Source organism: Mesorhizobium sp. WSM1497 (assembly GCF_001672455.2).
GTDB classification, from domain to species: domain Bacteria; phylum Pseudomonadota; class Alphaproteobacteria; order Rhizobiales; family Rhizobiaceae; genus Mesorhizobium; species Mesorhizobium ciceri.
Genome location: NZ_CP021070.1, coordinates 2,658,798 through 2,672,134, shown reverse-complemented (window position 1 = coordinate 2,672,134; position 13,337 = coordinate 2,658,798). Strand labels below are relative to the sequence as shown.

At 63.2% G+C, this 13,337-nt stretch carries 14 protein-coding genes; 9 read left to right on the top strand and 5 right to left on the bottom strand.

Translation table 11 applies throughout. From position 1 onward, the window contains the following. Window positions 1-195 precede the first annotated feature (195 nt). Genes A9K65_RS12950 through A9K65_RS12940 form a run of 3 tightly spaced genes read left to right on the top strand, consistent with a single transcriptional unit; the run spans window position 196 to window position 2,678 of the window. Window positions 196-840 (top strand): isochorismatase family cysteine hydrolase, encoded by a 645-nt coding sequence (locus A9K65_RS12950; RefSeq protein ID WP_013530303.1) that lies wholly within the window; start codon window positions 196-198, stop codon window positions 838-840. A 48-nt stretch (window positions 841-888) separates the two neighbouring features. After that, window positions 889-1,440: a MarR family winged helix-turn-helix transcriptional regulator gene (locus tag A9K65_RS12945; protein ID WP_024502291.1), complete on the top strand. Its 552-nt coding sequence runs from the start codon at window positions 889-891 to the stop codon at window positions 1,438-1,440. A gap of 44 nt (window positions 1,441-1,484) precedes the next feature. Beyond that, window positions 1,485-2,678, top strand: a complete 1,194-nt coding sequence (locus A9K65_RS12940) for an amidohydrolase family protein (RefSeq protein ID WP_064994633.1) — start codon at window positions 1,485-1,487, stop codon at window positions 2,676-2,678. Window positions 2,679-2,681: 3 nt separating this feature from the next. Here the strand turns inward: A9K65_RS12940 and A9K65_RS12935 are convergent, their stop codons facing one another. Further along, complete coding sequence (locus A9K65_RS12935; RefSeq protein ID WP_064994632.1) at window positions 2,682-3,266, bottom strand: amino acid synthesis family protein; 585 nt, start codon at window positions 3,264-3,266, stop codon at window positions 2,682-2,684. Then, window positions 3,263-3,847, bottom strand: coding sequence for an amino acid synthesis family protein (locus A9K65_RS12930; RefSeq protein WP_063172799.1), 585 nt, complete (start codon window positions 3,845-3,847; stop codon window positions 3,263-3,265). Before A9K65_RS12930 ends, A9K65_RS12935 begins: the two co-directional genes overlap by 4 nt. A gap of 253 nt (window positions 3,848-4,100) precedes the next feature. Between A9K65_RS12930 and A9K65_RS12925 the strand changes: the two genes are divergently transcribed. The 6 genes from A9K65_RS12925 to A9K65_RS12900 all read left to right on the top strand — a co-directional run bounded on the left by A9K65_RS12925 (window position 4,101) and on the right by A9K65_RS12900 (window position 10,751). Beyond that, window positions 4,101-5,105 (top strand): BMP family ABC transporter substrate-binding protein, encoded by a 1,005-nt coding sequence (locus A9K65_RS12925; protein ID WP_013530296.1) that lies wholly within the window; start codon window positions 4,101-4,103, stop codon window positions 5,103-5,105. A gap of 88 nt (window positions 5,106-5,193) precedes the next feature. Continuing rightward, entirely contained in the window at window positions 5,194-6,771 is a 1,578-nt protein-coding gene (locus tag A9K65_RS12920) for an ABC transporter ATP-binding protein (protein ID WP_064994631.1), read from the top strand. Beyond that, entirely contained in the window at window positions 6,768-7,808 is a 1,041-nt protein-coding gene (locus tag A9K65_RS12915) for an ABC transporter permease (RefSeq protein ID WP_084016019.1), read from the top strand. The genes A9K65_RS12920 and A9K65_RS12915 overlap by 4 nt, the downstream gene beginning before the upstream one ends. Then, entirely contained in the window at window positions 7,796-8,782 is a 987-nt protein-coding gene (locus A9K65_RS12910; protein WP_013530293.1) for an ABC transporter permease, read from the top strand. Before A9K65_RS12915 ends, A9K65_RS12910 begins: the two co-directional genes overlap by 13 nt. Before the next feature lie 11 nt (window positions 8,783-8,793). Continuing rightward, window positions 8,794-9,807, top strand: a complete 1,014-nt coding sequence (locus A9K65_RS12905) for a nucleoside hydrolase (RefSeq protein ID WP_084016017.1) — start codon at window positions 8,794-8,796, stop codon at window positions 9,805-9,807. After that, on the top strand, window positions 9,804-10,751 hold the full coding sequence (locus tag A9K65_RS12900) for a nucleoside hydrolase (protein WP_064994628.1): 948 nt from the start codon (window positions 9,804-9,806) through the stop codon (window positions 10,749-10,751). Before A9K65_RS12905 ends, A9K65_RS12900 begins: the two co-directional genes overlap by 4 nt. A 19-nt stretch (window positions 10,752-10,770) precedes the next feature. Here A9K65_RS12900 and A9K65_RS12895 read toward each other — a convergent pair whose 3' ends face one another. The 3 genes from A9K65_RS12895 to A9K65_RS12885 all read right to left on the bottom strand — a co-directional run bounded on the left by A9K65_RS12895 (window position 10,771) and on the right by A9K65_RS12885 (window position 13,321). Beyond that, window positions 10,771-11,913 carry a hypothetical protein gene (locus tag A9K65_RS12895; protein WP_064994627.1) on the bottom strand — a complete coding sequence of 381 codons (1,143 nt, stop codon included), beginning with the start codon at window positions 11,911-11,913 and terminating at the stop codon, window positions 10,771-10,773. Window positions 11,914-12,237: 324 nt separating this feature from the next. Continuing rightward, window positions 12,238-12,777 carry a prepilin peptidase gene (locus tag A9K65_RS12890; protein ID WP_064994626.1) on the bottom strand — a complete coding sequence of 180 codons (540 nt, stop codon included), beginning with the start codon at window positions 12,775-12,777 and terminating at the stop codon, window positions 12,238-12,240. Window position 12,778: 1 nt separating this feature from the next. After that, window positions 12,779-13,321, bottom strand: coding sequence for a tetratricopeptide repeat protein (locus A9K65_RS12885; protein ID WP_064994625.1), 543 nt, complete (start codon window positions 13,319-13,321; stop codon window positions 12,779-12,781). Between the last annotated feature and the right edge of the window lie 16 nt (window positions 13,322-13,337).

Here is a 13,337-nt window from a genome sequence, read left to right as displayed (position 1 = left end):
TCATTGATGGTCATACAAATCGAGCACATGCCTGACAAGCGTTGTCAAGGCCATTTCGCGATGGGCAAATAGCGCATACGCTTGTCGGAGCGCGGTGCGCAAGGCCGACCAGCACGCTTTGCGTCGAACGGGATTGACTTGGCATCCACTAGGGTTTTTTGTATGAGCATCAACGATCGGTCAAAGGAGCTCGCCATGTCCGTGGACAGTTTTTCCTCACATCGGCACGATGATGCGGTGCGCCTCGATCCACGCCGTGCGGCCATTATCGTCATCGATATGGTCAATGAGTTCTGCAAGCCCGGCGGGGCCATGGTCCTGCCTGGATACGAGACGCTGGTCGCGCCGCAACTGGCCGTGATCGAGGCCGCGCGCGCCGCCGGCGTGCCGGTGATCTGGGTCCATGACAGCCACCGGCCGGGCATGCGACGCGAGCGCGAATGGCTGAAGCGCACACCGCATTGCCTGGATGGAAGCTGGGGGCCGGAGATCATCGAGGATCTCGGCGCCCGCGCTGATGAGATCCATGTCATCAAGCGGCGCTACTCGGCCTTCTTTCAAACCGACCTCGACCTGACGCTGAAAGACATGCAGGTCGACCAGTTGGTCATTTTCGGCGTGGTCACCAACATCTGCGTGCGCTCGACCGTCCATGATGCCTTTTTTCAGGGCTATGAGGTGGTGGTGCCAAGCGATTGCTGCGCGGCAACGGGACCACGCGAGCAGGAAAGCTCGCTCTACGACATAGCGACCCATTTCGGCGTGGTCAGCGATTCGGCTGATGTCGTCGCAGCCCTCCGCGACGGGACGTCGCTTCAACCAGCGGAGGTCGCGGCTTGAGCTTTTCCAAACCGGCGACATCCGAGACAGCGGCGATAGGAGTCCGGTGTGACGACTGAAAAGAAACCGCAATCCGAAAAAGGCGCGACCTCGAAAACGCCGAGCGGCGATGCACCCCCGAGCCGCGAGCAAGTGCTGCAGCAATACGCCGAGACCGGCTATGAACTGGACCGTCACCCGGCGCACGTCATCCGCCGGGCGCATCAGCGCGCGACACTGCGCTTCCAGCAGGTCATGGCCGGTGAAGACCTTTCGCCAACGCAATTCGCGGCGCTCGCCACGATCCTCAAGCATGGCGAAGTCTCGCAGAACCATCTCGGCCGGCTGACGGCGATGGACCCGTCGACCATCAGCATCGTCATGCGCAAACTGCTCAAACACGGGCTGATCACGCGCAGCGCCTCCGAAACCGACCAACGCCTGACGATGATCGCGCTGACCAGCAAAGGGACCGACTATACGCTGGAACGGCTCGAACGCAGCGTCGAGGTCGGGCGGCGGTTCCTGTCGCCGCTCTCCCCGGCTGAGCAGGCGACGCTGCTTCGCCTGCTCCAGCGCATCAATGACGACGACCCAACGAATGGCGACGGCGGCAAATAAGCCGCGTCCAGTCCTTTTTTCCATAACAGCAAAAGTGAGAACCGATGTCGTCCGACCTCCAGTCGTCTGCCAACACGCTCGTCGTCCGCAATATCGGTCTCATGCTGAGCGGCGATCTCGCACAACCGATCATCGACGCCGACACCATCGTCGTGAGCGATGGACGCATATCAGGCATTGGCAAGGCAGGCGACATTGATGGCGGCAGCGCGGCGACGATCATCGATGCGATGGGCTGTGCGGTCGCGCCGGGTCTTATCGACAACCACGCCCATCCGGTGGCCGGCGACTGGACGCCCCGGCAGAACCAGATCGGCTGGATGGATTCGACCGTGCATGGCGGCGTCACCACGATCATTTCGGCTGGCGAGGTCCACACACCGGGCCGACCGCGCGATCTTGTCGGGCTGAAGGCGTTGGCGATCGCGGCGCAGCGCACCTTCTCCAACTTCCGTCCGAACGGCATGAAGATCCTGGCCGGGGCACCGATCCTGGAACCCGGCCTTACCGAGGAAGACTTCCGCAGTCTCGCCGAGGCCGGCGTGACGCTTGTCGGCGAAGTCGGGCTTGGCGGCGTCAAGGATGGGCCGACCGGCCGGAAGATGATCGCCTGGGCGCGCAAATACGGCATGACCTCGATGACCCACACAGGCGGCCCGTCGCTGCCCGGCTCCGGCCGCATCGGCGCGGATGTCGTGCTGGAGGTCGACGCCGACATCGTCGCCCACGTCAATGGCGGGCCAACCGCCCTGCCCGACGCTGAAATACGGCAGATCTGCGAGAAGGGCTCGAGGGCGCTTGAGATCGTCCATAACGGCAATCTGCGCACCGGACTGTTCGTGCTCGACCTGGCAAGGCAGCGCGGCGAACTTTCGCGCGTCATCCTGGGCACGGACAGCCCGGCCGGATCCGGCGTGCAGCCGCTCGGTATCCTGCGGACCCTGACCATGCTGGCTTCGCTTGGTGGTATCGCGCCGGAAGTGGCGTTCTGTTTTGCCAGCGGCAACACGGTGCGCGTGCGCGGACTGGATGATCGCGGCATCATCGAGGTCGGTCGCGCCGCCGACCTGATCTTCATGGATCAGGCGATCGGCGGCGCCGGCGACGGGCTGCTCGACAGCGTGGCGCTCGGCAATCTTCCAGGCATTGGAATGGTCGTCATCGACGGCGTGGTTCGGACCGGCCGGAGCCGCAACACCCCGCCGGCGATGCGGGTGCCGGAAGTCCTGGCGGCCTGACGGTCAGCCGACGCCGTCAATCCCGACAATCTTGTCCTTGGTCAGCCCGCCGACGCGCGGGTGCGGCCTGCCGGAATCGGTGACGGCGATAGCGACGACGATCTCGTCGGCACGCGGTGCATCGGGAACACGAACCTCCATGCCGTCGAAATGGCTGCGCACCCGCGCTGCATCCTTGTGACCGAGCGGAATATCGAGCGGCACGCCGAGGCCGCCGCGCTTCTTCGATGAAGGAATGAGCGCGGCGCCCTTGCCGAGCACATCGCGGAACGGGGCGCCGAGCTTTGGATGAAGGATGGCGGCGGCATGTTCGAGCTCGCCATCGGCGCCGACGGCGGCCGCCTTGCCGAAGCTCTCGACCCGGTCGCCGGCAATACCCAGAGCAGCGACGGCGCGCCTGGGCAAGATTTCGCCCAACGCTTCGCCGATGGCGCTGAGTGCCGACAGATCCTCGACGTAGGTACCCGCATAGGGGTTGCGGATGACCGCAATGGCTGCGGCACGCCGCGTCGGCGGATCGACGGGCCGCCCGCCTTCGATCCGGGTTTCCTCGACGATGGTGATGATACGGCGGATTTCCGGGTTCATCGCAGTCCGTCCTCACCCTTGATGTCGGCGGCGGCAAGGCCGCCGACCCGTGCATGGACGCGTGCGCCGGTGGTCATCGCCAGGATGACCGCCATTTCGTCGCTGCGCGGCGCATCGGCAATGCCGATCTCGATTGCATCGAAATGGCTGCGCACATAGGAGGCGTTTATGTGCGTGATCGGGATGTCGATGCGCGTTCCGGGGCCGCCGACTTTCTTGGTCGAAGGCACGATCGCCTTGGCATTGCCGAGCAGTTCGCGCATCGCGTAGCCGCCCGGATTGTGCCAGAGCGCGCCATGTTCAAGCTCGCCGGCGGCGCCGACTATGGCACCCTTGCCATAACCTTCGATGGCCTGGCCGCCCTCACCAATGGAGTCGATCAGGCGCCGAGCCATATCGAGACCGAGCGGCTTCAGGTCTTCCATGAAGCCGGTGATCTCTTCGACATAGCGTCCGGCAAAAGGGTTGGCGATGACCGCGACGATCGCGCCTCGCTTGAGCGGGCGTGCCGCGTGCGGTCCGCCCTCATGGAATATCTCTTCGATCTGAACCAGAAATTTCCTGACCACCACAGCCGGCATTGTTCGCTTCCTTCATCCCGTCGTTCATAAAACTCGTTAGAGTATCAACAATTATGCCTATCGACATTTGTCAAGCACAGACGTCGAGCAAGCGGGCGAAGGGCCAAGAAAACTGCATCGGATGACGATTGACAGCCTGTTAAGCCGCTCCTAAACTCATATGACCATCAACGAACTCGCCGTTGTCCCGGCGATGTGTGGGGGATGGTCAAAGCGTGGCTTCAAAAGCTGAAAAAAGCTGAAGGGGAATGACATGAAAAGGGCGCTCAAGAGTTTATTCCTGGCCGGCACGATGCTTGCCATTTCGTTCGGACCGGCCGCCGCACAGGCCAAGGTTTCCGTGGCCGCCATCTCGGGATACTTTGCACAGGGTTTTGGCGTTTCGATCGTCAACGGCCTCAACAAGGCCAAGACCGATTTCGGCATCGATCTCAAGCTGGTCGACACCGGCAATCGCGCGCTCGACTACCAGCAGCAGTTCGAGAATCTTGCCAAGGGCAAACAGTACGACCTGATCTTCGTGATGGGCTGGGAGCTGGTGGACTCGCTGCAAAAGGTCAGCGCCGAATATCCTGACCAACGCTTCGTGTTCATCGATGGCGTCCTCGACAACCCCAAGATGATCTACGCCAATTTCGCCGAGGAGCAGGGATCCTTCGTCGCCGGCGCGCTTGCCGGCATGATCGAAGCCAAGGGCACCGCCTTCGACAAGATCGGCGACGGCAAGGCCATCGGCTTTGTCGGCGGCCGCGATATCCCGGTGATCCGCAACTTCCTGGGCGGCTACGAGCAAGGCGCCAAATATGCAGCGCCCGACGTCAAGGTGAACTCCGTCTTCGCCGGAACCTTCGACGACCCGGCCAAGGGAAGCGAACTTGCCCAGGCGCTTTACGGCCAAGGCTCCGACATTGTCTACAACGTCGCCGGCCCGACGGGTGAAGGCGTGATGCAGGCAAGTGCCGCGGTCGACAAATATTCGATCGGCGTCGACATCGACATGTGCGGCTCGGCCCCCGGAAATGTGCTCGCCAGCATGCTGAAGCGCGGCGACATCGCCGTCTATACGTTGATCAAGGACGAGGTCGAGGGCCGCAAGATCACCGCCGGCACCCGCACTTTCGACCTCGCCTCGGGCGGTGTCGAGGTCAAGGTCTGCGATGACATCGCCGCCAAGATCCCGGCAGAGATGACCGCCAAGCTCGACGAGATCAAAAAGGGCATCGTCGACGGCAAGATCGTGATCGCCAAGGCGAAATAAGCCAACACCAGCGCCTCCCTCCCAAGAAAGCGCTAGACTGATCCGCCGCGGCTTGCCGCGGCGGATCAGTGTCCAATCTGCGAGAGCCATGTTGTCGAACACGCCGGGGTCGCCGACCCTCCACAGCAATGCCGCGATGGCCGTCGAGTTGACTGGCATCACCAAGCGTTTTGGCGCATTCGTCGCCAATGACGGCATCGATCTTGCGGTCCGCCGCGGCGAGATCCACGCCATCATCGGCGAGAACGGTGCCGGCAAGACGACGCTGATGAACATCCTGTTCGGCCTCTTGCAGCCGGACGAAGGCTCGATCCGGCTGAACGGTGAAGAGATCGTGATCGCCGACCCGTCCGTGGCGATAAAGGCCGGCCTCGGCATGGTTCACCAGCATTTCAAGCTGGTTCCCTCGCTCTCGGTTGCCGACAACGTCTTTCTCGGCATGGAAATCCGTCGCCATGGACTTATCGACCACGCTGCGCAGGTGGCGCGAACGCGCGACCTGTCGAAGCGCTTCGGCCTGCAGGTCGATCCGACCGAGCGCGTCGGGCTGCTCTCGGTCGGCATAGAGCAACGCATCGAAATCCTGAAGGTCCTGGTGCGCGGCGCGCGCACCATCATCCTCGACGAACCGACCGCGGTGCTGACGCCGCAGGAAAGCCGCGAACTATTCCAGACGCTGCGCAGCTTCGTGGCCGAGGGCATGACGGTGATCTTCATTTCGCATCACCTGGAAGAGGTGATGGAAGTGTCCGACACGGTGACGGTGCTGCGCAACGGCAGGAAGGTGGCGACCCGGCCGACGGCCGAGCTCAGCAAGGACGAGTTGGTGCACATGATGGTCGGCCGCGAGGTCAGCTTCGACCGCCGGCCGCGCGCTTCGCTGCACGGCGACGTAGTGCTCGAAGTGAAGGATCTGTGGGCGCGCGACGATCGCCTGCTGCCGGCCCTTCGCGATGCCAGTTTCACGGTCCGCTCCGGCGAGGTGGTGGGGATCGCGGGTGTGGCCGGCAATGGACAGACGGAGCTGGCGGAAGTGCTTTCGGGCCTGCGGCCGGCAAGCCATGGCGGGGCCTGGCTGAAGGGCCAGAATCTCACCGATCTCTCGCCCGCCGCGATCCGCCAGGCCGGCCTCGCCCATGTTCCAGGCGACCGCATGGTACGCGGGGTCGATCGCAACGCTTCGATAGCGGCCAACACCCTGATGGGCCGCCAGCATCGCGCACCATGGAGTCGTGGCGGCATGCTCAACTGGAATGCCATAAATCAAAACGCCGAAACGCTGATCAAGAGCTTCGATATTCGCGCGCGCGGACCGAGCGATGCGGTCAAGCGGCTTTCGGGCGGAAACATCCAGAAGGTCGTTCTGGCACGCGAATTCACCAATGGCGCCGATTTCCTGCTGATCGACCAGCCGACGCGCGGCGTCGACATCGGCGCCCAGGAGGCCATTCATGACGAGATCATGCGCCAGCGCGCCGCCGGCCGCGCGATCCTGCTGATTTCCGTGCAACTCGACGAACTGGCCGCCCTTGCCGACCGCATCCTGGTGATGTTCAACGGACGGATCATGGGCGAGGTCTCTGGCGATGATGCCGACGAGGAGCGCATCGGCATGATGATGGCAGGCGTGGCCGCGCCGGAATTCGCCGCGGAGACCGCATCATGAGAGACCATTTGCATGCCGTTTCCGGCCAGGTCATCGCCATCGGCGTGGCACTGCTGATGGGCGCGATCATCATCCTCATGGTCGGCGAAAGCCCGGTGCGTGTGTTCATGACACTGTTGCGCGGCGCCTTCGGCGATCAGGAGAAGATTGCCGGGACCTTGCTGCAGACGACGCCGATCCTGATCTGCGGTGTCGCTGCCTGCATCGGCTTGCGCGGCGGCATGTTCAACGTCGGCATCGAGGGCCAGCTGTTCCTCGGCGGCTTCGCCGCCGCCTGGGTCGGCTTTGCCATGCCCCTGCCCGCGGGCATCCACACGCTGGCAGCATTGGCGCTGGCGGTCGTGGCAGGCGCGGCCTGGGTCGCCATCCCCGCCTATTTCCGCGCCCGCTACAACACCAACGAGGTCGTCTCGACGATCCTGTCGAACTACGTGGCGGTGCTGCTCACATCCTACTTCACCATCTTCCTGTTCAAGCGGCCGGGCGGCTGGTCGGAGACGCCGCCGATCCTGGCGACATCCTATCTGCCGGAGATCTTCGCCTTCTCGCGGTTGAACTGGGGCCTGGTCATTGGCCTGGTGCTGGCGGTCGGCGCGGCCTTTGTCTTCCGCTACACCAAATGGGGTTACGGCGTCACGATGGTCGGCTCGGCGCCGAAATTCGCCGAATATGGCGGCATCAACGTGAAACGGCAGGGCTTCCTGGTCCTGCTGCTTTCGGGGGCCGTCGGCGGGCTGGCCGGCGGTGTCGAGACGCTCGGCGTCCACCACCGCTTCATGGAAGGATTTGCTCCCGGTTTCGGCTTCGACGGGCTGATCGCCGCCCTGCTCGCCAATGGCTCGCCGGTCGCCACCATCTTCACCGCACTGTTCTTCGGTGCCCTGCGCAACGGATCGCTGCTGCTCGAGGTCGACACCAGCGCGTCGCGCGAAATCATCACCGTGATCCAGGCGCTGATCATCCTCAGCGTGTCGGCCCAGGTGCTGGTGAGAAAGCGCGGCGACAGCCAGGCAGGGGAGCGGCGATGGAAATTCTAGACAAGCTCATCAACGTCGCGCTGATCGCTGCGACGCTTCGCACCACCGCGCCCATCCTTCTGGTCGCGCTTGGCGGCTCGTTCACCACCAAGGCCGGCATCTTCAACATCGGCCTCGAGGGGCAGATGCTGGTCGGCGCCTTCTTCGCCGTCCTCGGTTCGATCTGGACCGGTTCCGCACTGGCGGGCGTCGCCTGCGGCGTTGCGGCGGCGCTCGTCTTCGCCCTGGTTTTTGCTGTCCTGGTGGTGAGCTTCAAGGCCAATGAAGTTGTCGTCGGGCTGGCGCTCAACATCCTGGCCGGCGGCATGACGATCTCGCTGATGAAAGCGATCTTCGGCACGCGCGGTTCGATCGTCGGTCACGGCATCGTCGGCCTGCCGAAAGTCCAGCTGCCCGGCGCCCGCGACCTTCTCGGCTCCTGGGCGCCGCTGATCTCCGGCTTCACGCCGCTCGTCTATGCCGCCTTCATCGCCGTGCCGCTGCTGGTCGTCTGCTACAACCGGACGCGGCTCGGCCTCTATATCCGCGTCGTCGGCGAAAAGCCGGAAGCCGCCGAGGCGCTTGGCATCTCGATCACCCGCGTCCGCTACATCGCATCCCTGCTGTGCGGATTGCTGGCGGGCCTCGCCGGCGCGCATCTGTCCCTCGGCTACATCACCATGTTCACCGAAAACATGTCGTCGGGCCGTGGTTTCATGGCGGTGGCGATCCTGATCTTTTCCAACGGCGATCCGCTGAAGGTGCTGGCCGGCTGCCTGCTGTTCGGCTTCGCCGATGCCTTTTCGTTGCGCCTGCAGACGTTTGGCTATCCGTCCTACCTGGTTCTCACCGTCCCCTATGTCGTCGCGCTGATCGCATTGTTCGCGCTGTCCTACCGGGCGCGTCCAAGGATCATCGCGGAGACGCTGGAATCGATGCGGAAACTGCTGTCGGTAGACAGGAACACTGAACCCGGCGGCAAAAATCCCCAGTGAAGGAAGCCTTTATGGAACGCATAATCCTCGACGTGGATTCAGCCGGCGACGATATTCTCGCCGTGCTGTTTGCAGCGGTCAATCCCAAGCTCCGGCTCGAGGGCGTGACCACCGTGACCGGTGCGGCCGGCCCGATCGAACAGGTCACCAACGTCGTCCTCAACACGCTGACGCTCGCCGGGCGTGACGACATCCCGGTTCACGCCGGCGCGTGGCGGCCGATCGTCGGCAACGCCAAGGCCGACATGGAGGCGCCGGTGCATTTCGAAAAACGGCTTGTCGCCCGTTTCGGCGATCGCCTGAAGAAGTTCAACCCGCCGGCGCCGACGCCGGTGCGGCAGGCCACGTCGAGACATGCGGTCGATTTCATCATCGAGACGGTCATGGCCAATCCGGGCGAGATCACGCTGGTGACGACCGGCCCGCTGACCAACACGGCGATGGCGCTGTTGCAGGAGCCGGGACTGACCGGTGCACTCAAGCGGCTGATCGTGCTCGGCGGCAATTTCCAGACGCCGGGCAACATCACACCCCTGTCGGAGTACAACATCTGGGCCGATCCGGAGGCTTCGCGCATCGTGCTCAACGCCGATGTCGAGAAGATCCTCGTCCCCCTCGACATCTGCGAGGACAACCGCGTCGCCGACTCGATGCTGACGCGCGACGACATCGCCGACATGCAGGCCGTCGCCAGGGACAATCCCGTCCTTGAGATGATCGCCGACAGCTTCCCGATCTACATCGACATCTGGCGCGAATTCTTCGACCTCGTCGGGTTCCCGATGGATGACGTGATCACCGTGGCGCTGGCTTTCGATCCCGGCCTGGCGACGATGACCGAGCCGCTGTTCGCCGACGTCGTGCTCGACGGCAGGCTGGCGCGCGGCCAGACCGTCGCCTATCGCGGCCGGCAATTGCTGCCCGGCGGCGGGCCCAAGACCACCCGCATCTGCACCGGCCTGGACGGCCGGCGTTTCCTCGACGGCTTCAAGAAAACCATAGCGCGCTACGAGCGGGCGGCGTGAAAAACGACATGATGACCAAGCCAACTCCTATCCTGTTCGACTGCGACCCCGGCCACGACGACGCCATCGCGCTGGTCATGGCGCATCGCTCGCCGGCCATCGAACTCATCGGCGTCACCACGACCTGCGGCAATGCGGAAGTCGAGAAGACGACCGCCAATGCCTTGCGCATCCTGGAGTATATCGGCGCCGGCGACGTGCCTGTCGCACAGGGCTGCCACCGTCCGCTGGCGCGCCCGCTGGTGCTCGGCACCGCCGATGGCCCGAGCGGGCTCGAGGGCTCGCCCTACCTGCCGCAGGCGACGATCAAGCCGGTTGACCAGCATGCCGTCGATTTCCTGGCCGACAGGCTGCGCGCCGCGCCCGAACCGATCCTGGTCGTCGCCACCGGCCCGCTCAGCAATATCGGCCTGATGATCCTCAAGCATCGCGACGTGCTGCCCAAGATCAAGGAACTGATCTGGATGGGCGGCGTGTTCTACCGCAAGAGCGAGATCATCACGCCGACCGAATTCAACGCGTTCTGCGATCCCGAAGCGCTGAAGATCGTGCTGGACAGCGGCGTGCCGATCCTGATGGTCGGCCTCGACGTCACCATGCAGGTGCTGATCGAGGCGCCGCAATATGCCGAACTCGCCACCATCGACACGCCGCTCGGCCGGCTCGTCAACGACTGGCTGCTGTTCTACGAGAAGCTGCACCGCAACTCGATGGGCGTCGGCGGCGCCATGCACGATCCGCTGGCGCTGGCGCTGGCCATCGACCCGACATTGGTGCGCACGCGCCCTGCCCATATCGGCGTCGATCTGTCCGGCACCTACGCCTTCGGCGCGACCATCGCCGACTACTGGGGCGAGCGCGGTGAAAAGGACAATGCCCGCATCGCCCATGAGGTCGACGCGGACCGCTTCTTCAAGCTGATGTTCGATCTCCTGCGGGACTGAACATCCAACAGACTGAGGGTTAGCGGAACAGATATTTCGAGACTTCCGGGTTGCCGCGACGCCACATCACATTGTCCAGGAAGTAATGGTGCACGTTGATGAATATCCACGCGATGAAGAGGAAAAGCGACGAGCCGAGCACCTGTTTGTCGTAGGGAACCAGGGCACTCAGCGCCATCGGCACCAGCCAGAAACCGAGAGCACCGAGAATTGTGCCGGCGATGATGAATATCAGCACCCGCAGCCTGTACATCGGCCCAAGAATGGACAGCACCCTGAATTCCGGATCCTTGACGGCATCCGCGCGGTCGCGCTCGACATTGGTCTGGTAACGCCAGACGACTGCCAAATACTGCAACGAATGGAGCGCCGGCACCACGAGCAGCCAAAGCGGATTTAGGGCCACGAACAGAATCCAGGCATAGAGCGACACGACGTAAGCGACGACGCCGTTATACGGCAGCGCGCCGCCATGTTTGCGCCAGCGATTGACGAACATCACGGCGGTGGCCGCCGAGGAGGCAGCGGCGACCGCGAGCGCGATGTTGAGGAGCCAGGGCGGGACAGCGAATGTGTAGTAGTCCAGGCCCCAGTACTGCCTTTCGGTGATCACCACGTTTGTCTGGAGCCAGGCGAACAGCCACACGGCATATCCGTTGAACAGCAGCGCTTTCTTGTCCTGGTCGCTGAAAAATTTGCGCTTCAGCACCGCGTCCACCATCAGCATGCCATAGCCTTGCTTGACGTAGTGCCAGCCGACGAAAAAGCCCATCGCGTTGGTGGCATATCCCAGCAGGCGGGCGTTGCCGGTTACGGAGCCATAGGCGAAGAAAGCGACCATGATCATTGGGACGGCAATGCCCGCGATGATGTAGCGGATCTGGAGACTTCTGTCGTATCCGTCACCGCGCACCTTGCGTGCGAAATTGCGATAGAAAATCTGGTAGGAATGGGCAAAGTGCGGCTGGTTGATGAGATGCGACAGCAAGAACGCCGCCAGCGCCACGACGCCCTCATATTTGAGCGGCACGAAATACAGGACCGGCAGGATCAGGAACGCGCTCCCGCCGAGCATGAAAAAATCGATGAACGGACCAAACAGGTATTTCTGTGGAGGCGCCGCGACCGAGACCGGAGCATCCGCCGAAAGGTGAAGTGCCATGCTGCCTTCTCCCTGTGATTGTTTATCTAGCCATCGACCCGGCTTCTCGACAAGCTCTCCGTGACCGGACCCACGGCTCCGAACTTCGACGAAAGGCCTGGCGGGAGCCAGTTCGGCAGTGTCGTCGTTTTTGTGCAGGGCAGCGCGACAGGAATTTTTTCTTGACTCCCTGCACTCAGCTATGGTACATTTTTGCCCATGGTGCTGATTTGCGCCAGCGACCCGCCGCACAGGCGGGTTTTCGTTTGTTCCGTCAGCCAACGCGCCGGCGAAGGCTTCGGGGAAGTGTCGATCGCAGCGCGTTCGCCGCGCGAGCTGTCGAGGTCAGTTGAGCTGATTGAGGATCCCAGAACTGCTCGCCAGGATCAAGCTCTTGTAGATCAGGAACGCCAGCGTACAGATCGCGGCCAGCGAGATCGGCACGCCGAACGGCACCATGCCCTTGCGATCCAGATGCTGGACGATGAGCCGAAAAGCACCCGCGGGCAGCAGGAAGGGGTTTTTCACGATCGCCGCAGTGGCCAAGGCGAAAACCAGGAGCAGCGCCGAAAACACCGCGAGACCGCTGCCGCCAACCAGGAAGGGTACGACTGCCATCAGCTTGACATCGCCGGCGCCGATCTTGCGCAGGGCCCAGAAGGGCAAGAACGCGACGAACAACAGAAGCCCTGCACCGGCGCTCAGTCCCATGTCCCACCACGACCCGGACTGGAGCGAGAGCAGCAACAAGCCCCCGGCGCCCAGGCAGAGCAGCAGCAGCACGTCGCGATTGGAAATCTTCTGGGTGGTGAAATCGAGCCAGGCAATCCTTGCCAGCAGAGGGATAGCGAGCGCCTTCAGCAGCAGTGCTTCGACGAGCAGCATGCTAGCGCTCGACGTTCTGCACGCTTGACGACAAAAGCTTCAGATTGTTGGCGACGGTCGGGTCGTTGGGCGCCAGCTCATAAGCCTTGAGGAAATTGGAGCGGGCGTCCTGCAGTTTGCCGCGCAGCAGATAGGAATAGCCGACATTGTTGTAATATTCGGGCGTTGCGCCGACCAACTTGAAAGCCCTGGCATAGGCCTTGTCGGACAGGTCGAAGCGGTGGATCCGGTCGGTGCAGGCGGCCAGCCCCATCCAGGCGTTGCCGTCATTGGGCGCCAGTTGCGTCGCCTTGAAGAACAGCGCGCCGGCATTGCCGTAATTTTCGGCGCGGAACTGGTTCTTGGCCTCCGCGACGGCCTGGTCGGAGGCGTAATACTCGACGTCGCTGACCGTTTTCAGCCCGTCGAAAGCATCGCCAAAAGACGTCACGTCGCCCTTCGACGGCTCGTTCGTGCGCACGACACCGTCGGTTGTGTCCGCCGTCTGGCAACCGGCAAGCACCGCCATGAGCAGACAGGCCGCGGCCGCGATAACCCTCTTCATCAATGTGTCCCCTTGG

Coding starts and splice junctions, on each gene's coding strand:
- A9K65_RS12950 (WP_013530303.1), top strand. CDS start 196: ATGTCCGTGGACAGTTTTTCCTCACATCGGCACGATGATGCGGTGCGC.
- A9K65_RS12940 (WP_064994633.1), top strand. CDS start 1,485: ATGTCGTCCGACCTCCAGTCGTCTGCCAACACGCTCGTCGTCCGCAAT.
- A9K65_RS12935 (WP_064994632.1), bottom strand. CDS start 3,266: ATGAACCCGGAAATCCGCCGTATCATCACCATCGTCGAGGAAACCCGG.
- A9K65_RS12930 (WP_063172799.1), bottom strand. CDS start 3,847: ATGCCGGCTGTGGTGGTCAGGAAATTTCTGGTTCAGATCGAAGAGATA.
- A9K65_RS12925 (WP_013530296.1), top strand. CDS start 4,101: ATGAAAAGGGCGCTCAAGAGTTTATTCCTGGCCGGCACGATGCTTGCC.
- A9K65_RS12920 (WP_064994631.1), top strand. CDS start 5,194: ATGTTGTCGAACACGCCGGGGTCGCCGACCCTCCACAGCAATGCCGCG.
- A9K65_RS12915 (WP_084016019.1), top strand. CDS start 6,768: ATGAGAGACCATTTGCATGCCGTTTCCGGCCAGGTCATCGCCATCGGC.
- A9K65_RS12910 (WP_013530293.1), top strand. CDS start 7,796: ATGGAAATTCTAGACAAGCTCATCAACGTCGCGCTGATCGCTGCGACG.
- A9K65_RS12905 (WP_084016017.1), top strand. CDS start 8,794: ATGGAACGCATAATCCTCGACGTGGATTCAGCCGGCGACGATATTCTC.
- A9K65_RS12895 (WP_064994627.1), bottom strand. CDS start 11,913: ATGGCACTTCACCTTTCGGCGGATGCTCCGGTCTCGGTCGCGGCGCCT.
- A9K65_RS12890 (WP_064994626.1), bottom strand. CDS start 12,777: ATGCTGCTCGTCGAAGCACTGCTGCTGAAGGCGCTCGCTATCCCTCTG.
- A9K65_RS12885 (WP_064994625.1), bottom strand. CDS start 13,321: ATGAAGAGGGTTATCGCGGCCGCGGCCTGTCTGCTCATGGCGGTGCTT.